The sequence below is a fragment of the Anoxybacillus sp. FSL W8-0382 genome, assembly GCF_038003845.1.
Lineage (GTDB): Bacteria > Bacillota > Bacilli > Bacillales > Anoxybacillaceae > Anoxybacillus > Anoxybacillus flavithermus_G.
The window spans coordinates 2,678,413-2,696,724 of the sequence record NZ_JBBOPX010000001.1 but is presented as its reverse complement, the minus strand read 5'-3'; the positions used below and the strand labels follow the sequence as shown (position 1 = coordinate 2,696,724).

The window sequence follows — 18,312 nt, the reverse complement described above, 5'->3', positions numbered from 1 at the left end:
CGGCAGTCTGGAGTTGCTTCACGCAAAAAGTGGATGCGTTACGCATCAACTAGGGTGGAACCGCGGGAGTTACGCTCTCGTCCCTAGGCGAAAGGCCTAAGGACGAGAGCGTTTTTTGTTTACACTTCGTAAGAGGAGGATGAAATATGTCGGTAACGATGGATCAAATTGTGGCACATGCGAAACATCGCGGTTTTGTTTTTCCTGGCTCAGAAATTTACGGCGGGTTAGCGAATACGTGGGATTACGGTCCGCTAGGGACAGAATTAAAAAACAATATTAAGCGCGCATGGTGGAAAAAGTTTGTCCAACAATCGCCGTACAATGTCGGATTAGATGCAGCGATTTTAATGAACCCGCGCACGTGGGAAGCGTCAGGTCATTTAGGGAACTTCAACGATCCGATGATTGACTGTAAACAATGTAAAGCGCGTCACCGGGCAGACAAACTTATCGAAAGCGCCCTTGAAGCGAAAGGCATTGAAATGGTTGTCGATGGGCTTCCATTTGAAAAAATGGAGCAGCTCATTCAAGAGCACGACATCGCTTGTCCGGATTGCGGCAGTCGCGACTTTACGAACATTCGCCAATTTAACTTAATGTTTAAAACGTTCCAAGGTGTGACGGAATCGAGCGCGAACGAAATTTATCTTCGTCCTGAAACGGCACAAGGCATTTTTGTAAACTTTAAAAACGTGCAGCGGACAATGCGCAAAAAATTGCCGTTTGGTATTGCGCAAATCGGAAAAAGTTTTCGGAACGAAATTACACCTGGAAACTTCACATTCCGTACGCGCGAATTTGAGCAAATGGAGCTTGAATTTTTCTGCAAGCCAGGAGAAGAATTGCAATGGTTTGATTATTGGAAACAATATTGCGAACAGTGGCTTTTATCGCTTGGCATGAAGCGTGAAAACATTCGTTTGCGCGATCATTCCGAAGACGAACTATCTCACTACAGCAACGCGACAACAGATATTGAATATAAGTTCCCGTTCGGTTGGGGCGAGCTATGGGGCATTGCATCGCGCACCGATTACGATTTGCGCCGTCATATGGAATATTCAGGAGAAGATTTCCATTACCTCGATCAAGAGACGAATGAGCGTTTCATTCCGTACTGCATTGAACCTTCACTCGGTGCAGACCGCGTGACGCTTGCCTTTATGATTGATGCATATGAAGAAGAACAACTTGCGGACGGCACAACGCGTACCGTCATGCATCTTCATCCGGCATTAGCGCCGTACAAGGCCGCGATATTGCCGTTATCGAAAAAGTTATCAGAAGGTGCACGTGAGATCTTTGAACAATTGTCACAACACTTTATGGTTGATTACGACGAGTCAGGATCAATCGGTAAACGTTATCGCCGCCAAGATGAAATTGGTACACCGTTCTGTATTACGTATGATTTCGACTCAGAACAAGATCAAATGGTAACTGTGCGCGATCGCGACACGATGGAACAAACACGCATTCCAATTGTACAATTAAAAAGCTTCTTGGAAGAAAAAATTCAGTTTTAGACGAAAACAGGCTATCCTATGTAGTAGGGTAGCCTTTGTATTAGAAAGGAGTGAAAAGATGAGCATATTGAAAAACGATTGGGCTCCTTTATTAGAAGAGGAGTTTCAAAAACCGTATTATTTGAAGTTGCGTCAGTTTTTAAAAGAAGAATATCGAACGAAAACGATTTATCCCGATATGCACGATATTTTCAACGCCCTTCATTACACGCCATATGCCGATGTGAAAGTCGTTATTTTAGGACAAGATCCGTATCACGGGCCGAATCAAGCGCACGGATTAAGTTTTTCTGTCAAACCGGGCGTCGCTTTGCCTCCGTCACTATTAAATATTTTTAAAGAGCTACACGATGACCTCGGGTGTTATATTCCAAACAACGGTTATTTATTAAAATGGGCGAAGCAGGGAGTGTTATTGTTAAATACGGTATTAACGGTACGGCAAGGGGAAGCAAACTCGCACAAAGGAAAAGGATGGGAACATTTTACGGATCGCATCATTGAACTTGTGAATGAAAAGACGGAGCCGGTCGTCTTTATTTTATGGGGGCGTCATGCCCAAGCGAAAAAAGCGCTCATTACAAATGAACATCATTATCTTATTGAAGCCCCGCATCCGAGCCCACTTTCAGCCGCGCGAGGCTTTTTCGGCAGCCGCCCGTTTTCGAAAACGAACGCGTTTTTACAACGAACAGGGAGAGAGACGATTGACTGGCAAATCGAAAACATTTGATACTCGAATAAACTGTTATGCATGCAAACATTTTTACGTCACGTGGGACCCGCAGCTGCCGCGCGGTTGTCGTGCGTTCGGTTTTAAAAGCGTCGCGTTGCCGTCTATTGTCGTTAAGCAATCATCTGGCGCGCCTTGCATGAAGTTTGTAAAAAAAGGACATAAGGGGAGAAACGGATGAGTTCGTCGCGCTCTATCGTCGTTTCCGTTGTGGCGATGCTCTTCGCCATTGCTGCAGGAACGATAGGGTTTATGTTTTCTGAGCAATTAACGTTTTTTGATGCTCTTTGGTTGACTGTTGTTACGATTTTAACGGTTGGCTATGGCGATACAGTTCCACAAACGTTTTATGGGAAAATGTTTGCACTGATCATTATTCCCGTCGGTATTAGCATCGTGACATACGCGACAGGGGCGGTTGCTTCGATGATGATGGAAGGGGAATTTTCGAAAACAGTGCGGAGGCGAAAAATGAAAAAGAAAGTTGAAACGATGAGAAATCATATTATCGTATGTGGGTATGGACGAGTGGGAGAACAAGTCGTGCGCGAGCTTGTCAAAAACGGGACACCTGTCGTTGTTATTGAGCGAAACACGGATTGGCTCGAAGAAATGGACGACCCTCTTCCGTGCGTCGAAGGGGATGCGACAGAAGATGACGTATTGATCGCGGCAGGCATTGAACGGGCGGCTGGCTTAATTGCCGCGTTGCCATCTGATGCTGATAACGTCTTTATTGCCTTAACAGCAAAAGGAATAAACCGCGACATTCAAGTTGTCGCGCGTGCCGAACGAACGGAATCGGAAGAAAAATTGCGACGTGCTGGTGCGGACAAGGTGATTAACCCTTCGTTTTTGGGCGGCCGGCGCATGGCGATGACGATGTTAAAGCCTGTGAGTGTCGATTATGTTGATACGATTTTTCATGACCATGCAGAACAATATGCGATTGAAGAAATTACGATTGAACCTCATTCCCCATTTGTCGAGACATCTGTTCGCGATCAAGCGGTGCGTACGCGCTTTGGTGTGACGATTATTGCCATTCAACGTCAAAACGACATTATTGGCAATCCGATGCCAGAGGAGCGATTTTATGTTGGAGATGTCATCATTGTATTCGGTGAGAAACGAGCATTAGATGCGTTTGAACAGGCAGTAAACAAAAAGTAAGCAGCCATATCGGCTGCTTACTGTAATGCATAAATTCTCGCTTCGTGTGGGCGCATATGAAGCGTCGTTCCTTCTTCTTTGACGTCTGTATAGTTGCCGAGCAAGAGGCGGCGACTTGCAGAGCTGATCTCTTCTGGCAATGTATATACGTTGTCGCTGTCGCAATGATTTAAAACGATAAGCCAGCGAACGCCATCGAGCTCGCGTGTATAAGCATAAATATACGGCTCATTTTCTGAAAGATCGCGGAACGTGCCGTACACCATTACCGGATTTTGTTTGCGTAATTGAATAAGCTTTTTATAGTAATAATATACTGAGTTTGGATCAGCTAACGCTTGTTTCACGTTAATTTCTTTATAATTCGGATTCACTTTTAACCAAGGCGTTCCCGTCGTAAATCCTGCATGTTCGCTATCGTCCCACTGCATTGGTGTCCGAGAATTATCGCGGCTTAATAGCTGCAAGCTTTCTAGCACTTCTTTCGGATCGCGACCTTTCGCGACTTCTTCCGCATATTTGTTTTTCATCGCAATGTCGTTATAGTCATCAATTGAGTCAAATTTGACGCCCGTCATGCCGATTTCTTCTCCTTGATAAATGTAAGGCGTTCCAGGCAACGTATGCACGAGCGTAGCGAGCAATTTCGCTGATTCAACACGGAACTGTTTATCGTTTCCGTAGCGCGTCACTTGTCGCGTATGGTCGTGGTTGTTTAAAAATTGTGAGTTCCATCCTTTCCCCCACAACCCTTCATACCAACGTTTTTGAATTTGTTTAAAGCGAATCGGATCCCATGTCGGCATTTCGTCACATACTTCAAAATGGAACAGCGTATGTAGCTCGTTTCGGTCTTCTCCAACATATTTCAACCCTTCTTCTGGCGACACGAAAGCGACTTCACCGACTGTGAAAATATCATAATGCTTTAACACTTTTTCATGCATTTCTTGCAAGTAATCGTGCACGCCTGGGTTGTTTGTTAAATAGCGAATGTCATATGGATTTTCGGCATCAGGAAATCCTTCAGGTTTGGCAAGCAAAGCAATCGCATCTAAACGGAACCCGTCAATGCCTTTATCTAACCAAAAGCGCATCATTTTATAAATTTCTTCACGAACTTCTTTATTTTCCCAATTCAAATCTGGTTGTTCAACTGCAAAGGAATGGAAGTAGTATTGCCCTGTTTTTTCATCGTATTCCCATGCGGACGGTGTAAAGTACGAACGCCAGTTATTTGGCTTGTCACGCCATATGTACCAATCGCGTTTCGGATTGTCTTTTGATGAACGAGACTCAATAAACCAAGGGTGTTGATCGGATGTATGGTTTACGACAAGGTCCATAATTAATTTCATTCCACGTTGATGCACTTCGTGAAGCAGGCGATCAAACGTCTCCATATCCCCTGCTTTATCCATAATGCGATAATAGTCTGAAATGTCGTATCCGTTATCTTTATCTGGTGACTCGTAGCACGGATTGAGCCAAATGACATCGACCCCTAAATCGTGAATGTAATCGAGCTTTTGAATGAGTCCTTCTAAATCGCCGTATCCATCGCCGTTTGAATCAAAAAAGCTTCGCCAATATACTTGGTATACGACAGCTTCTTTCCACCATGTCCGTTTCATTTGTTGTCACTCCTTTGTCCAATTAAAGCGTTTTCAATTTGAAAAGTTGCTATGTATAAGATACCATTGTCTTAAGGGAAAAAGGAAGACGGGAGTGAAAACGTTTTGAACATATTAGTGACACATGTGTTAACAAAAATGGAAGAAGAAATTGCAAAAGCAAAGCATACGTCGTCACCGCAGACGATGCGTGAGCATATGTATGCCGTTCGTGCATTGTGTGACGTTATTTTACAACAGCCGCCAGCGAACACGTCAACGATTGTTGCCACGCAGCCGACAACAAAAGAACGATTAGACATTGACGGCGATGCAAACGGATCATCATTACTTGATTTTTAGGGGGAATGAACATGAAACTATTTACAATTATCGCTTCCATTAGCGCAGCATTATGTGTCGCGCTCGGTGCATTCGGAGCGCATGTGCTCGAAGGGAGAATTCCAGAGCGATATATCGACACGTGGCAAAAGGCGGTTCAATATCAAATGTTCCACACGATCGGTTTGTTTATTGTTGCATTACTTGCGACAAAATGGCCGAACGTGACGCCGGCTGGTTGGTTGATGCTTGTGGGAATCGTTTTATTTTCAGGCAGTTTATATGTACTGAGCTTGACGCAAGTAAAAATACTTGGAGCGATCACGCCGTTTGGTGGCGTATCGTTTATTATCGCTTGGCTACTTTTAGCGTATGTGGCGATGAAACATATGTAAAACGAGGCGTGCTTGACGCCTCGTTTTTAACGTGGAGCATATGTGCTTAATCCACCACCCGATGCAAATGGATATTCATAATTAATTTCTTCATCAAATGTCACATAGTCGAGATAAATCATCGGCAATAAATAGCGCATGCCTGTTTGTGGATCACTTAAAATAAGATGGTCGCGTCCAGCTGCTTCAATGGCGCCGCGGAAAATTTTCGCATTCCATTCACGATTGTTTTCAAACGTCGCATAAACTGTGGCGATTTTACCTTTGTTTAGGCGCAAAATGTTTTCAATGTACGACTCTTCAATCGGGAGCATCCCCGGTAGCGGTTGGCTTGCGGTCGTTGGTGTTTGCATCGCTCCCGTTTGGGGCGTAAACGTTGGTGTAGGCAACCCAAATGGATATGTTGGCATTTGGTACGGATAGTAGTAAGGATATGCATAATAAGGAACTTGTTGTCTTTCTTCACTCATACTAATCCCTCCCTTAAATTAATATACACGTGGACAATCCGAGCGAGTTGGCGCGTAAAAACAATGAGATTTGAAGCGACCGGTATTCCATTGATTAAACCATCGTGCTGGACAAGGACCATCTGGTCGGAAAAACCAAAGCGCATTCGTTGCTGGATGAAATCGCTCACCGCGAATGACACGACGGGCAAGGCGCATGTCTTCTTCGCGGGCACGTTGATAAAAATACCCTTTTTGTACAGCTTCAAATCCCCCAGGACTTTGGAATACCATTTGTCGAATGGTACGCAGTCCAATAAAATCTAGACAGTCTGCGATGACTCGATTAATTCCTACGTTCCCTACCATCAACATGCCGAGTTGACCATCTTCTTCTGCTTCTGCCCGCATGAGACGCGCAAGCAGTTTGACCTCTTCTTCTGTATATGCAACAACAGCCATCCCTTCACCTCGCTTTATGGAAATCGCTATTAACCTATGATGAAACATGCGAAAATGTGAGGAAAGTCGTCATTGTTATATGTATGAGATCCATCATAAAAAAAGACCTCCAAATCGGAGGCCTATACATGTAAAAACGATTGTATTTTTTCCTTTGGCAAGATGTTCCCAACAAAAAACGAGCCAAACTCACCAAATCGTGCGCTTACTTCATCGAAACGCATTTCGTACACAAGCTTTTTAAACTGAAGGACATCGTTTGAAAAGAGAGTGACGCCCCATTCGTAGTCATCAAAGCCGACAGAGCCCGTAATAATTTGTACGACTTTTCCTGCGTATTTTCGTCCTGTCATGCCATGTGCGCGCATTAAATTGCGGCGTTCTTCCATCGGAAGCATGTACCAATTATCATTTCCTTGACGACGCTTGTCCATTGGATAGAAGCATACGTGATTTGTTTTCGGTAAAATCGGATATAAACGGCGGCGCACTTCTGGGTTTTCATACGGATCGCCAGCTTCTGCCGGCAAATAGTTGCTTAGCTCAACGACAGAAACGTATGAATACGCAGGGATGAGATATTCAGCTAACTTTGTTTTGTTGATTGCTGTTTCAATTTCATGAAGTTCTTCCATCGTCGGACGTAAAAGCATAAACATGACGTCCGCTTTTTGCCCCATAATCGTGTAAATGGCGTGACTTCCCTCTTTAGCCGCTTCCGTTGTTTCCCATTTTTCCACTAGCGTTAAAAACTCATGAATTGCTTCTTGGCGCTCTTCGTTTGTGAGCGTCTTCCAAGCCGCCCAATCAACCGTGCGAAAATCATGCAGGCAATACCAACCGTCTAACGTTTGTGCTGCTTCGCTCATATGTCACACTCCTCGTATAGTATGTTTAGAAAGATTTTTAAATCGAATTTCCAGTTGGATATGCTCCTTGACAATCGCATATGTGTAAGTGATTTGCCCACGGGGGAGGGGCGCGCCCCTCCCCCGTGGATGGCACTACATCGGGGTTGGACTTTTCGCGATGTTCTTGGATAATGGTCTTAGGATCATCGGGGACACTCTTCTCTCTCCTGTAGCTTTGACTACTTAGAAAGTCTGTCTCCCCGGCTCCTGTTCGGACTTCTAACCCGCAGGCTGTTCCCGTTGGTTTCCCATGCTGGAAGGAGCAGCTTCCAGGCAGCCCATGGCCCAACGTGAGTTCTCATATGCGAGGGTGACTGGTCAACAGGCGCGGTCCGGGGGCATCCCGAAGAGTCCCAACCCCACGATCCTACTACGATTGGAGGTGATCTCATGAAACTCTACGTCGGGATTGACGTGAGCTCAACGGACTTATACACGTGTATCATGGATCAAGAAGGAAACACGTGCGCCCAATTCAAGGTGGACAATCATCTCCTTGGCGCGACCTTCCTTCGCGATCAAATCCTCCTGTGGGCCAACAAGCTCCAACCATCCGAAATTCTCATCGGGATGGAAGCCACTTCGGTCTACAGCTGGCATCCAGCGATGTTTTTCCACCAACAGGAGGAGCTGAAGTCTTGGAATGTCAAGGTGTTTACCATCAATCCAAAGCTCATTCGCAAATTTAAAGAAGCGTACACTGACTTGGATAAAACGGACGGCATCGATGCGTGGATCATCGCCGATCGGCTTCGCTTTGGCCGTTTGAAAGTGACAGCTGTCATGCAAGAACAGTTTATCGCCCTTCAACGGCTCACGCGCATGCGCTATCATCTCGTCCATCAGCTGACTCGGGAAAAGCAGTACTTCCTCCAACACTTGTTTTACAAGTGCAGTTCCTTTACCCAAGAGGTGGACAGCTCCGTGTTCGGACATGCCATCTTAGAGCTTCTTCTCGAGTCGTTTAGCTTAGACGAAATCAGTCAGATGGACGTGCAACAGCTCGCTGACTTCTTGCGCCAAAAAGGACGCAATCGCTTTGCCGATCCGGAATGCATCGCCAAGTCCATTCAAAAGGCGGCTCGTTCGTCGTATCGGCTTTCCAAATGTGTCGAGGATTCCATCGACTTGCTTTTAGGGCTATCGATTCAATCCATCCGTAGCCTTCAAGCGCAAATTAAAGAGCTAGATAAAGCGATTACTCGCCATTTGGAAGGCATCCCAAATACGTTACAAACGATTCCCGGCATTGGTCCGGTCTACGCCGCTGGCATCTTAGCCGAAATTGGACAAATCGAGCGCTTTGACAACCAAGCCGCCTTAGCAAAGTATGCAGGTTTGACTTGGTCTAAGCACCAGTCCGGTCGGTTCCAAGCCGAGGAGACTTCCCTCATTCGTTCCGGCAATCGCTATCTCCGTTACTACCTAGTGGAGGCTGCCAACTCGGTACAACGGCATGATGCGTCGTTTCGCACCTATTACCGGAAGAAGTATGAGGAAGTACCAAAGCACCAACACAAACGAGCCCTCGTCCTCACCGCTCGAAAACTCGTGCGTGTGATCGATGCGCTGCTACGCAACGGTCAAATCTACACGCCAAGAAAGGGGGAAGATCGATAGGGGTATCGATCTAACTGATTTTGCATTAAAACCCAGTTAATGACATAAGACAAGACTGGGCTTCTTAAGTATTGCCTTTTTTCGGGTCATCGGACAATCGAATTTCCAATTTCGATGATTTTTCACCTTGACATATTACCGCAGGACTTTTGTATGTACTGTTAAAAATTTTATCATATGTGTTTCGTTTATGACAAACCGCACTATTTCAATCGTTTGTGAATGAGGAAAGCGATGACCATGACTATTCCGCCGACGATCGTGATTGTTGTAAAATGTTGTTCAATAAATGATTTCGCTTGCGCACCTAAGATGAAAATAATAAGACCTTCAGCGAAAAAGCGCGCTCCGCGGCCGATGAACGACCAAAAAAGCAACGTGCGAATGCTTATGTTCGAAATGCCCGAAAAAATCGTAAACACTTTATACGGAATTGGGGTAAATCCTGCGATGACAATCGCCATCGCTCCGTATTGTTGAAAGTATTGTTCTACTTTGTCCATTTTTTCATCAGAAATAAAATAACGTAAAATCGGTCTGCCGAATTTTTTTCCAATGTACCACCCAAGCAGTGCGCCAAAGACGGAGGCGATCGTTGTTAAAAAAGAAAACCATAGCGCCTTTTCCGGCTGAGCGATGCTTAACGGGATTAATAACACATCAGGTGGAATCGGGAAAAAAGAAGATTCAGTAAACGAAACGATGACGAGACCAATGACGCCAAACTCAAGCAACCATTGTTCAAGGTGATGAATCCATTGTGACATACGTAACGCTCCTTTGTATTGTGCATGTTTTTTAACAAATATATCACTTGAAATAAAAAAACAGAATTATTATAAAAAAAAGACTATTTTCGTTTGCGGCGTAATTCATTGCTTTTCGTCTCAATAAGAGTATTCTAATAGATAGACGAATTTTTTTAAACTAAGGAGGAACATTTCGTGAGTGATTTATTTGCAGCCTTAAAACAAAAGGTGGCAGGGAAAAATGTAACGATCGTGTTTCCAGAAGGATTAGATGAACGTATTTTAACAGCTGTCGGACGTCTAGCGACAGAAAATGTATTACAGCCGATTGTCATCGGCGATCAAGAAGCTGTCGTTCAAAAGGCGAAAGAGCTCGGCTTGACGTTGGAAAAAGTAGAAATCGTTGATCCGCGCTCATATGAAGGAATGGATGAAATGGTGGCGGCTTTCATTGAACGCCGAAAAGGGAAAGTCACAGAAGAAGATGCTCGCAACATTTTACTTGATGAAAACTATTTTGGCACAATGCTCGTCTATATGGGAAAAGCGCACGGTCTTGTTAGCGGCGCCGCGCATTCGACGGCAGATACTGTACGTCCCGCGCTACAAATTATTAAGACGAAACCGGGCATTCGTAAAACGTCTGGCGTATTCATCATGGTGCGTGGCGATGAAAAGTACGTGTTTGCAGATTGTGCCATTAACATCGCTCCAGATAGCCAAGATTTAGCAGAAATCGCTGTAGAGAGTGCACAAACAGCGAAAATGTTTGATATTGAGCCGCGTGTAGCGATGCTTAGCTTCTCAACAAAAGGGTCAGCCAAATCGCCAGAGACAGAAAAGGTCATTGAAGCGGTGCGCCTTGCAAAAGAAATGGCGCCAGATTTAACGCTCGATGGCGAGTTTCAATTTGATGCGGCGTTCGTACCTTCAGTTGCGAAAAAGAAAGCGCCTGATTCTGTCATTCAAGGCGATGCCAACGTTTTTATTTTCCCGAGTTTAGAGGCGGGAAATATCGGCTACAAAATTGCCCAACGTCTCGGCAACTTTGAAGCGGTCGGTCCAATTTTACAAGGATTAAATCAACCGGTAAACGACTTATCGCGCGGATGTAATGCCGAAGATGTGTACAAATTATCGCTTATCACAGCAGCGCAGGCGCTAGCGGCGATGGAATAATGAGCGAATTGTTGCGACAACAAACGTGGCGCATTATCGATCATTCGAGTCTCGGCTCATTGTTTGATGCTAAGCAGTCATTTGCATTCGATGATGCGCTTTGCGAATCGGTCGGTAACGGTCATTCACAACCGATTGTTCGCTTATGGGTGCATCATCATACCGTTGTACTCGGTATTCAAGATACGAAATTACCGCATATTGAGAGAGGACTCGCCTACTTACATGAACAAGGGTGGCATACGATCGTTCGCAACTCCGGTGGGTTGGCGGTCGTACTAGATGAAGGGGTTTTAAACGTTTCACTTATTTTTCCTGATACAAAAAAAGGAATTGATATTGATCGAGGATATGAGGCGATGGCGACACTCATTGCGCGTATGTTGCCAGAAGCGTATGTGCAAACAGGGGAAGTTGTCGGTTCGTATTGTCCGGGAAGCTTTGATTTAAGCATTGATGGAAAAAAGTTTGCAGGTATTTCACAGCGGCGCATTCGAGGTGGTGTCGCGGTGCAAGCGTATATATGTGTAAGTGGAAGCGGCGCCGCAAGAGCGGAGTGGATTCGCCAATTTTATGAGCGCTCGCTGGCAGGAAAACAAACGAAGTTCACGTATCCGACGATCGTTCCGCATACGATGGCGTCGCTTAGTGAATTACTCGGCAAAGAAATGACCGTTTCATCACTCATCATCCGCCTATATGAAACGCTTCAATCGTTTGGAAGTACGCTTGCGCCATCATCGCTTACCTCGGAAGAATGGGAGCGATATTACATGTATTTTCAGCGCATGATTGACCGTAATGAGATGATGTTGCCGAAATAAAAAAGCTGTCGCATCGGACAGCTTTTTTATTCAGCAATTTTTTCGAGTTTCTCTAAATTTCCGTTACGATCCATTTTAAAAATAGGCGCTTTAAACTCATCTTCTGAAATCTCGATTTGTCTTGCCCGATTAATGATGCGAGCCATCGTTCCGTAATCTTCGCGCAATTCTTCATTTTCTTTTTGTAGTTTTGTAAATTGTTGTTCTAGTTGTTTATGTTGTTGTTGTAGTTGTTCAAGTTCAAGCTTGAGCTGTTTATTTTCGATTAGTGCCGTTTCTTGCCCGACGTACGATTGCTTTAAGGAATGTAAAAAAGCAATGACATGATCGAGCGTTAAATGATTCGTCTCAACATGTTCATATGCATTTATCTCGACTTGTAACGGTTCCATTCCTAACTCCTCAAGTGAAGGAACAGGTGGTGTATAGAGCGGTCGCTTTCGCAAGGCATGCTTATTTCCGAGTGCTCGTTGTCTTTGTTTCCGAAACTTTTTCGCCATTTGTAATGATTCTTCATATTGTTGGCGGACGACTGCATTCCAGCGAAACCCGCATGCCGCTGACGTACGATTCAACTTATCGCCCACTTCTTCAAACGCATTTAATTGCGTGCTCCCTTCGCGCACATGGCGAAGCACCGTTTCAGCTAGCAATAAATCTTCTTCTTCAGTCCAAGCATCTTGTCGTTTTTTTGTCATGAAGAAAACCCCTTTCGCATTCTTTTACTTTTATAATCACCAAAAAAGGAAAAAGATATACTATTTTTCAAAGGAAATAGGTATGAGTAAAATGTTTGTGGGAGAAAAAAAGACAGGTTCCTGATTTGGTATAATAAGGAACCTGTCAGATATGTAAGCAAAATAGATGAAAAACGGGCTCTCCTCCTGGTAAGGTAGTAAGTGCGAAAAAAATACAACCAAAGAAAGGAGTGGAGCCCATGCAGGATTATATCACAAACGGCTTGACATTAAAAGAGATCGAACAGTCTTTATTTAGACATATGCAAAAACAATATGGTCATCTCCTTCAACAGGTGTTGGAGGAGATCGACCGCACATTGGCAGAACAGCGGGACAAGAAACGATATGCGCTCAAAGATAAGCGGACGATCCGACTCCAAACGCTATTTGGAGAGGTGGAAGTGAAGCGAAACTACTACTTTGACCGTGAAAAAAAGGTGTATACGTCTTTACTCGATGTCTTTCTCCAGTTCGATGGGGCGCATGGAGTGAGTCCGCTATTAGAGGAGACAGCGATTCATCTCGCCGTGACGGGTTCTTCGTATCGACAGGCTGCGCAGTCGCTTGAAAAGCTGGTGGGGTATGCATGTATGAGTCACGAAACGATTCGCCAGTCCATCATCGAGGCAGAGGTGGAAGGGCACCGTGCGATGGAGAAAAAAGGGCGCGTGTTTTTTATCGAAGCAGACGGGTTGTACGTGAAACGTCAACGAAGCCGCATCAAAGGAAAAGAAGAAAAGATCATCACGATTCACCAAGGATGGGAGAAAAACGGGAAACGCGTATCCTTAGTGAATCGACGGTATATGGTTCATCAAACGAATGAACCGATTTGGGAAGCTGTAGAGAATTTTCTGATGAAGGAATACAGCTATGATCCGTTTGAGGATTGGGTGGTCATCAATGGAGATGGAGCCCCATGGATTACAGCGTGTCGAGAATATTTCGGGGACAGGGGGTACTTTCAGCTTGATCGGTTCCATGTGGCAAGAGAGATTCGTCAATTGTTCCGAGGTCATGCGAGATATCGGGTGATTCGAAAGAAGTTAGCATCATGGGATGAAGAAGGTGTGTTACGAGAACTCACAAGTGCCATCGGTACGTTAGAACATGAGGAGAAGGAAAAGCAACTCGAGGCGCTTGTTCGTCGAATCGAGGAGATGCCAGGATGTTTGCGTGACTATCGCGTATGGTTGAAGGAAAAAGGGATTGACACGACAAACATGAGGGCGATGGGGAGTGCGGAAGGAACGATGCATGTGTTTGCGAAACGAAGTAAAAACGGTCGAAGTTGGAGGGATGCAGGGATTGAAGCGATGTTGCGAGCGATCGTCGCGATAAAAGATACGTTACTCATTCGGACACGCGATGGAGTGATGTATGGCGTGGAAGAACGAGAAGAAACGAAACGAGAAACGATCGTGAAAAAGGCACTGAAGCGCGTGCAAACGCAAATGACAGAAGTGGTACGAGATAACATCCCATACCTTCGCCAATCTTCAGGGACACCGATTTACGAGGCATTGCAAGCATTGAAAGGTTTTTAAAACGAGAGAAAACGCACATACCTACAGGATGAGAGTAAGTAAAAGCGCTTACATATAACGATTTTATAAAACCATATATAACCAAAAAAATCGGTCGAGAAAAAAATCTCCCACAAAGTCTTGACTCAAACCAGGAAATAGATGCAGCTTGCATTGTTTGTATATAAGCGTTAGAATACTCGTTAGCGAAAAGGAGTGAGGACGGTATGCAAAATGAATTTCGCGTCTGTGACGATTGCCAAGCAACGAATTTAAAAACGTTGTTGCCAAGGTTAAAAAAGTTGGATCCGAACGCCACGATTGAAATTGGCTGCCAATCATATTGCGGTCCAGGTCGAAAAAAAGTGTTTGCGTTCGTCAACAATCGTCCTGTATCAGCGATGACGGAAGATGAATTAATTGAAAAAATTGCTGCGAAGTTGAAAAAATAAGGTGGCGGTTACCGATCAAGGGGCATTCTATGCGAGAGGAATGCCTTTTTTGTTTGATTTTGGTATATGTCATTGAAGGAAGTCTTTGTTTTTTTCATAGAACGCTCTATAATAAAGCTATGTTATGGACGGAAGAGAGGGAGAGAGATTGTATCCCAACGAAAAGTTAAGCGAAGAGAAAGTGTTTAAAGATCCGGTGCATCGGTATGTGCATGTGCGAGATAAAGTCATTTGGGATTTAATTGGTACAAAAGAATTTCAACGGCTGCGCCGCATTAAACAGCTCGGTACGACGTATTTGACGTTTCATGGCGCGGAGCATAGTCGCTTTAATCATTCGCTTGGCGTTTATGAAATTGTCCGTCGCATCGTTGACGATGTGTTCGCCGGTCGACCGGATTGGGATGAAAACGAGCGCTTGCTTTGTTTATGCGCTGCGCTTTTGCACGATTTAGGACATGGACCGTTTTCACATTCGTTTGAAAAAGTGTTTCATCTTGATCATGAACAATTTACGCGCGCGATTATTTTAGGCGATACGGAAGTAAACGCGGTGCTTCGTCGTGTATCGTTTGATTTTCCGAAAAAAGTGGCGGAAGTGATTGCGAAGACGTATGAAAATAAGCTTGTCGTTAGTCTCATTTCAAGCCAAATTGACGCCGATCGTATGGACTATTTATTGCGCGATGCATACTATACAGGCGTCAGCTACGGGCATTTTGATATGGAACGTATTTTGCGTGTCATGCGCCCACGTGAAGAACAAGTCGTCATTAAACGAAGCGGCATGCATGCGGTAGAAGACTACATTATGAGCCGATATCAAATGTATTGGCAAGTATATTTCCATCCCGTCACGCGTAGCGCCGAAGTCATTTTGACGAAAATTTTGCACCGTGCGAAACATTTATATTTAGCTGGTTATACATTTCAAACACCTCCTGTTCATTTCCAATCTCTTTTTCATGGAAATATGCAACTAGAAGACTACTTGAAACTGGATGAAGCGGTGACATTATATTATTTTCAACAATGGCAAGATGAACGAGATGCGATTTTAAGCGATTTATGCTGTCGATTTATGCATCGTCATTTATTTAAATACGTCGAATTTCAACCGACGAATGAGGAAATGAAAAAGCTAGTGGAATTGACGACGTTGTTTAAAAAAGCAGGCATTGACCCGGATTATTATTTAGTCGTTGATTCTTCATCGGATCTTCCTTACGATTTTTACCGCCCGGGAGAAGAAGAGGAGAGGCTTCCGATTTATTTGTTAATGCCGAATGGGGAGTTGCGTGAATTATCGCGGGAATCAACGATTGTTGATGCGATTTCCGGGAAGCGTCGCACCGATCATAAATTATATTTTCCGCAAGATTTTCTCGATGATTTATCGACGAAACGAAACGTGAAGAAAAAAATTAAACAACTTTTATATGAATAGGAGATGAGGGCGTTGCTTTTCGAGCATGCGAAAATGTTGAAAGCGTTAGCAGCAGTAGGGGAAATTGTCGGTCGAAAAAAACTACAAAAAATGATTTACATTGCGAAAAAGATGAAGTTTCCTTTTTATGAAAAGTTCGATTTTCATTTTTACGGTCCGTATTCGGAAGAATTGACGTTGCGTATGGAAGAGTTATGTAACGTTGGCTTTGTGCAAGAAATGAAAGAAAAAAAAGGCGGTTACTATCAATATCGTTACGTGTTGACGGAAGCGGGCGAGCAGTTTTTGACGCACTATCATTTGGACATGCCTGATTTAGACGTTTGTTTACGCAGTTTAAATGAACAAAGTGCAAGATTTTTAGAGCTAGTTTCGACGATTTTATATTTTGAAGATTTAAGTAAAGATGAAGTGAAAGAAAAAGTATTTACATTAAAAAGCAAGCAGCGATATACGGAAGAAGAAGTGGAAGAAGCGTATCGTTACATCGAGCAGTTGCGTGCACAAGCGTACATAAAAAGCTGACCCCCACAGGTCAGCTTTCGTCGCTTAATCGCTTTCCGCCAATCGCATAATGATTTTTCGACATTTCTTCAATAAAGACGACAATTTTTTCTTTCGGTGCACCTGTCGTTTCCGCAACGGCTTCTGTTACTTTCTCAACGAGCGCTCGTTTCTGTTCTTCTGTGCGTCCTTCAAGCATTTTTACTGTTACATATGGCATCTCCACCGCCCCTTTCCTCTTCATTCGACAATCGTTATTATACCACTCATCGACCGTTATCAGTAGTGCTTTCCCTTGTTTTTCGTGTATAATAATCAAAAAATGAAAAAAGTTTGAAAAGGAGAAGAAACGTGGACCAATTTTTAGCATATCCGCTTCGAGAAATACCGTATGTTGTTTTGGCGCTTGCGATTGCATTTTCAGTCCATGAATTTGCCCATGCCTACGTGGCGTATAAATTTGGCGATCCGACGGCAAAGGAGCAAGGGAGGCTGACGCTGTCGCCGCTCGCCCATTTAGACATTCTCGGAACGTTGCTTATTTTCATTGCCGGATTTGGTTGGGCGCGTCCGGTGCCGGTCAATCGTGGCTATTTCCGTCATCCACGTGTGGCGGGTATTCTCGTTTCTGTCGCTGGCCCGCTCAGCAATTTGTTGCTTGCGGCTATCGGTTTTGCTTTATGGTATGGAATGATTCGCATCGGCATATTTGACTTTATTCCAATATGGTTTCGAGACGGGTTGTATCAGTTTTTTGAAATTTATATCGGATTGAATATTTTACTGTTCGTTTTTAACTTATTGCCGTTTCCTCCGCTTGACGGGTATCGCATCATCGAAGATTTAGCGCCGATGCATATACGTGCCAAAATGACACAATTTGAAAATTATGGAGCGCTCATTTTTTTAATTCTTATTTTTACGCCATTAGACCAATATACGATTCAACCGATTTTTCATGTCGCTATTCCAGCGGTTGCCCAATGGTTGCAAGGCATATTCTCAACGCTTATTTTGTAAGGAAAGGATGATCGATCGTGGAAGAGAAAAAAAAGCCGATGTTTAACATTATTAAAAAAGAGCCGAAAGTGCACGGAACGTTTGGTACAGGGGTGCTTAGTTTGGCGAACGTTTCTCCTGTCATTATCGATGTTGAAGCAGGCGAAGCGTTTATTGATATGGGAGCGATGCATGCGCGCAGCGTCGTAGAGAAAGGCATTAAGTTCACACCAAATCGTGATGAAGTGCCAAACGGCAAGCCTTATTGGCTCGTCTGGGTAACGATTGATCAGGCGGAAGAAGGGGCGTATTATGCCGGGGTGACGGCATGCGAAATGACGGTCGATCGCGAGGCGCGTCGCGGATATAAATCGCTTCCCGAACATGTGAACCGCATGGACAAATCGTTAAAGCGTCATATTATTGTCGATCATATGGATGCGCGGTCAAAAGAGGTGTTAGCTTCGTTTTTACAACAACATAACCGCGACATGTGGGAACGCTCAAGCGAGGAGTTAAAACGTCAGCTTCAAAATCATGGATAAAATGTGACGGTTTTGTGAACGGAAACCTATGTATACTTGTCGTTGAGTGGGAAAAGGAGTAAACTAAAAGTACAAATGTAACACATGATAAAACTAGGACGCATAAACGCCCAAGCACAC

At 44.2% G+C, this 18,312-nt stretch carries 22 protein-coding genes and 1 other annotated feature (1 of these 23 only partly in view); of the genes, 15 read left to right on the top strand and 7 right to left on the bottom strand.

Features of this window, described 5'->3' with window-relative positions:
- Nucleotides 1-88: a binding site (T-box leader), on the top strand (it extends 90 nt beyond the left edge of the window).
- A 58-nt stretch (nucleotides 89-146) separates the two neighbouring features.
- The 4 genes from NSS60_RS14270 to NSS60_RS14255 are packed head-to-tail and all read left to right on the top strand — an operon-like array spanning nucleotide 147 to nucleotide 3,435.
- Entirely contained in the window at nucleotides 147-1,529 is a 1,383-nt protein-coding gene (locus tag NSS60_RS14270) for a glycine--tRNA ligase (RefSeq protein ID WP_004893138.1), read from the top strand.
- A 58-nt stretch (nucleotides 1,530-1,587) separates the two neighbouring features.
- Nucleotides 1,588-2,262, top strand: coding sequence for a uracil-DNA glycosylase (locus tag NSS60_RS14265; RefSeq protein ID WP_004893137.1), 675 nt, complete (start codon nucleotides 1,588-1,590; stop codon nucleotides 2,260-2,262).
- The gene (locus NSS60_RS14260; protein WP_035019033.1) at nucleotides 2,237-2,443 is read left to right on the top strand and encodes a hypothetical protein; all 207 of its coding nucleotides are present in this window, start codon (nucleotides 2,237-2,239) and stop codon (nucleotides 2,441-2,443) included. Before NSS60_RS14265 ends, NSS60_RS14260 begins: the two co-directional genes overlap by 26 nt.
- Nucleotides 2,440-3,435 (top strand): potassium channel family protein, encoded by a 996-nt coding sequence (locus NSS60_RS14255; protein ID WP_004893135.1) that lies wholly within the window; start codon nucleotides 2,440-2,442, stop codon nucleotides 3,433-3,435. Before NSS60_RS14260 ends, NSS60_RS14255 begins: the two co-directional genes overlap by 4 nt.
- 17 nt (nucleotides 3,436-3,452) lie before the next feature.
- Here the strand turns inward: NSS60_RS14255 and NSS60_RS14250 are convergent, their stop codons facing one another.
- The gene (locus NSS60_RS14250) at nucleotides 3,453-5,069 is read right to left on the bottom strand and encodes a glycoside hydrolase family 13 protein (protein ID WP_004893134.1); all 1,617 of its coding nucleotides are present in this window, start codon (nucleotides 5,067-5,069) and stop codon (nucleotides 3,453-3,455) included.
- Between the two features lie 105 nt (nucleotides 5,070-5,174).
- Between NSS60_RS14250 and NSS60_RS14245 the strand changes: the two genes are divergently transcribed.
- The gene (locus tag NSS60_RS14245) at nucleotides 5,175-5,411 is read left to right on the top strand and encodes a YwdI family protein (protein ID WP_004893132.1); all 237 of its coding nucleotides are present in this window, start codon (nucleotides 5,175-5,177) and stop codon (nucleotides 5,409-5,411) included.
- 11 nt (nucleotides 5,412-5,422) lie between these two features.
- Nucleotides 5,423-5,785 carry a DUF423 domain-containing protein gene (locus NSS60_RS14240; protein WP_004893131.1) on the top strand — a complete coding sequence of 121 codons (363 nt, stop codon included), beginning with the start codon at nucleotides 5,423-5,425 and terminating at the stop codon, nucleotides 5,783-5,785.
- Between the two features lie 26 nt (nucleotides 5,786-5,811).
- Here the strand turns inward: NSS60_RS14240 and gerQ are convergent, their stop codons facing one another.
- The 3 genes from gerQ to hemQ form a co-directional block, all read right to left on the bottom strand.
- Entirely contained in the window at nucleotides 5,812-6,255 is a 444-nt protein-coding gene (gene gerQ, locus NSS60_RS14235) for a spore coat protein GerQ (RefSeq protein WP_004893130.1), read from the bottom strand.
- 18 nt (nucleotides 6,256-6,273) lie between these two features.
- Nucleotides 6,274-6,696, bottom strand: a complete 423-nt coding sequence (locus NSS60_RS14230) for a cell wall hydrolase (protein WP_004893128.1) — start codon at nucleotides 6,694-6,696, stop codon at nucleotides 6,274-6,276.
- Nucleotides 6,697-6,818: 122 nt separating this feature from the next.
- Nucleotides 6,819-7,565 carry a hydrogen peroxide-dependent heme synthase gene (gene hemQ, locus NSS60_RS14225; protein WP_004893127.1) on the bottom strand — a complete coding sequence of 249 codons (747 nt, stop codon included), beginning with the start codon at nucleotides 7,563-7,565 and terminating at the stop codon, nucleotides 6,819-6,821.
- A 432-nt stretch (nucleotides 7,566-7,997) separates the two neighbouring features.
- On the opposite strand from hemQ, the gene NSS60_RS14220 reads away from it, so the two are divergent.
- Nucleotides 7,998-9,227 carry an IS110 family transposase gene (locus NSS60_RS14220; RefSeq protein ID WP_064214420.1) on the top strand — a complete coding sequence of 410 codons (1,230 nt, stop codon included), beginning with the start codon at nucleotides 7,998-8,000 and terminating at the stop codon, nucleotides 9,225-9,227.
- Nucleotides 9,228-9,430: 203 nt separating this feature from the next.
- Here the strand turns inward: NSS60_RS14220 and NSS60_RS14215 are convergent, their stop codons facing one another.
- Nucleotides 9,431-9,994 carry a YqaA family protein gene (locus NSS60_RS14215; protein ID WP_064213862.1) on the bottom strand — a complete coding sequence of 188 codons (564 nt, stop codon included), beginning with the start codon at nucleotides 9,992-9,994 and terminating at the stop codon, nucleotides 9,431-9,433.
- 177 nt (nucleotides 9,995-10,171) lie between these two features.
- On the opposite strand from NSS60_RS14215, the gene pta reads away from it, so the two are divergent.
- Together pta and NSS60_RS14205 are read left to right on the top strand one after the other, a co-directional pair.
- Nucleotides 10,172-11,155 (top strand): phosphate acetyltransferase, encoded by a 984-nt coding sequence (pta, locus tag NSS60_RS14210; RefSeq protein WP_004893126.1) that lies wholly within the window; start codon nucleotides 10,172-10,174, stop codon nucleotides 11,153-11,155.
- Nucleotides 11,155-11,979 (top strand): lipoate--protein ligase family protein, encoded by an 825-nt coding sequence (locus tag NSS60_RS14205; RefSeq protein WP_004893125.1) that lies wholly within the window; start codon nucleotides 11,155-11,157, stop codon nucleotides 11,977-11,979. The genes pta and NSS60_RS14205 overlap by 1 nt, the downstream gene beginning before the upstream one ends.
- Nucleotides 11,980-12,005: 26 nt before the next feature.
- Here the strand turns inward: NSS60_RS14205 and NSS60_RS14200 are convergent, their stop codons facing one another.
- Complete coding sequence (locus tag NSS60_RS14200; RefSeq protein WP_004893124.1) at nucleotides 12,006-12,677, bottom strand: RsfA family transcriptional regulator; 672 nt, start codon at nucleotides 12,675-12,677, stop codon at nucleotides 12,006-12,008.
- Nucleotides 12,678-12,916: 239 nt separating this feature from the next.
- Here NSS60_RS14200 and NSS60_RS14195 point away from each other — a divergent pair, with 239 nt between their 5' ends.
- The 4 genes from NSS60_RS14195 to NSS60_RS14180 all read left to right on the top strand — a co-directional run bounded on the left by NSS60_RS14195 (nucleotide 12,917) and on the right by NSS60_RS14180 (nucleotide 16,669).
- Nucleotides 12,917-14,266, top strand: coding sequence for an ISLre2 family transposase (locus NSS60_RS14195; RefSeq protein ID WP_088223306.1), 1,350 nt, complete (start codon nucleotides 12,917-12,919; stop codon nucleotides 14,264-14,266).
- 206 nt (nucleotides 14,267-14,472) lie between these two features.
- Nucleotides 14,473-14,697: a DUF1450 domain-containing protein gene (locus tag NSS60_RS14190; RefSeq protein ID WP_003397078.1), complete on the top strand. Its 225-nt coding sequence runs from the start codon at nucleotides 14,473-14,475 to the stop codon at nucleotides 14,695-14,697.
- Between the two features lie 124 nt (nucleotides 14,698-14,821).
- The gene (locus NSS60_RS14185) at nucleotides 14,822-16,144 is read left to right on the top strand and encodes an HD domain-containing protein (RefSeq protein WP_035019026.1); all 1,323 of its coding nucleotides are present in this window, start codon (nucleotides 14,822-14,824) and stop codon (nucleotides 16,142-16,144) included.
- Nucleotides 16,145-16,156: 12 nt separating this feature from the next.
- A complete protein-coding gene (locus tag NSS60_RS14180) occupies nucleotides 16,157-16,669 on the top strand; it encodes a YwgA family protein (RefSeq protein ID WP_004893122.1) in 513 nt (170 codons plus the stop codon).
- Nucleotides 16,670-16,679: 10 nt separating this feature from the next.
- Here NSS60_RS14180 and NSS60_RS14175 read toward each other — a convergent pair whose 3' ends face one another.
- Nucleotides 16,680-16,868, bottom strand: a complete 189-nt coding sequence (locus NSS60_RS14175; RefSeq protein WP_003397075.1) for a 2-hydroxymuconate tautomerase — start codon at nucleotides 16,866-16,868, stop codon at nucleotides 16,680-16,682.
- 131 nt (nucleotides 16,869-16,999) lie between these two features.
- Here NSS60_RS14175 and NSS60_RS14170 point away from each other — a divergent pair, with 131 nt between their 5' ends.
- Both NSS60_RS14170 and NSS60_RS14165 read left to right on the top strand, forming a co-directional pair.
- Nucleotides 17,000-17,668 carry a site-2 protease family protein gene (locus NSS60_RS14170; protein ID WP_340720934.1) on the top strand — a complete coding sequence of 223 codons (669 nt, stop codon included), beginning with the start codon at nucleotides 17,000-17,002 and terminating at the stop codon, nucleotides 17,666-17,668.
- Nucleotides 17,669-17,685: 17 nt separating this feature from the next.
- Nucleotides 17,686-18,192, top strand: coding sequence for a YwhD family protein (locus NSS60_RS14165; RefSeq protein WP_004893119.1), 507 nt, complete (start codon nucleotides 17,686-17,688; stop codon nucleotides 18,190-18,192).
- The last annotated feature ends 120 nt before the right edge of the window (nucleotides 18,193-18,312 follow it).

Bases quoted from the DNA above. Each gene is read 5' to 3' on its own strand.
- NSS60_RS14270 (WP_004893138.1), top strand. From the start codon at position 147: ATGTCGGTAACGATGGATCAAATTGTGGCACATGCGAAACATCGCGGT.
- NSS60_RS14265 (WP_004893137.1), top strand. From the start codon at position 1,588: ATGAGCATATTGAAAAACGATTGGGCTCCTTTATTAGAAGAGGAGTTT.
- NSS60_RS14255 (WP_004893135.1), top strand. From the start codon at position 2,440: ATGAGTTCGTCGCGCTCTATCGTCGTTTCCGTTGTGGCGATGCTCTTC.
- NSS60_RS14250 (WP_004893134.1), bottom strand. From the start codon at position 5,069: ATGAAACGGACATGGTGGAAAGAAGCTGTCGTATACCAAGTATATTGG.
- NSS60_RS14240 (WP_004893131.1), top strand. From the start codon at position 5,423: ATGAAACTATTTACAATTATCGCTTCCATTAGCGCAGCATTATGTGTC.
- gerQ (WP_004893130.1), bottom strand. From the start codon at position 6,255: ATGAGTGAAGAAAGACAACAAGTTCCTTATTATGCATATCCTTACTAC.
- NSS60_RS14230 (WP_004893128.1), bottom strand. From the start codon at position 6,696: ATGGCTGTTGTTGCATATACAGAAGAAGAGGTCAAACTGCTTGCGCGT.
- hemQ (WP_004893127.1), bottom strand. From the start codon at position 7,565: ATGAGCGAAGCAGCACAAACGTTAGACGGTTGGTATTGCCTGCATGAT.
- NSS60_RS14220 (WP_064214420.1), top strand. From the start codon at position 7,998: ATGAAACTCTACGTCGGGATTGACGTGAGCTCAACGGACTTATACACG.
- NSS60_RS14215 (WP_064213862.1), bottom strand. From the start codon at position 9,994: ATGTCACAATGGATTCATCACCTTGAACAATGGTTGCTTGAGTTTGGC.
- NSS60_RS14205 (WP_004893125.1), top strand. From the start codon at position 11,155: ATGAGCGAATTGTTGCGACAACAAACGTGGCGCATTATCGATCATTCG.
- NSS60_RS14200 (WP_004893124.1), bottom strand. From the start codon at position 12,677: ATGACAAAAAAACGACAAGATGCTTGGACTGAAGAAGAAGATTTATTG.
- NSS60_RS14195 (WP_088223306.1), top strand. From the start codon at position 12,917: ATGCAGGATTATATCACAAACGGCTTGACATTAAAAGAGATCGAACAG.
- NSS60_RS14190 (WP_003397078.1), top strand. From the start codon at position 14,473: ATGCAAAATGAATTTCGCGTCTGTGACGATTGCCAAGCAACGAATTTA.
- NSS60_RS14185 (WP_035019026.1), top strand. From the start codon at position 14,822: ATGGACGGAAGAGAGGGAGAGAGATTGTATCCCAACGAAAAGTTAAGC.
- NSS60_RS14175 (WP_003397075.1), bottom strand. From the start codon at position 16,868: ATGCCATATGTAACAGTAAAAATGCTTGAAGGACGCACAGAAGAACAG.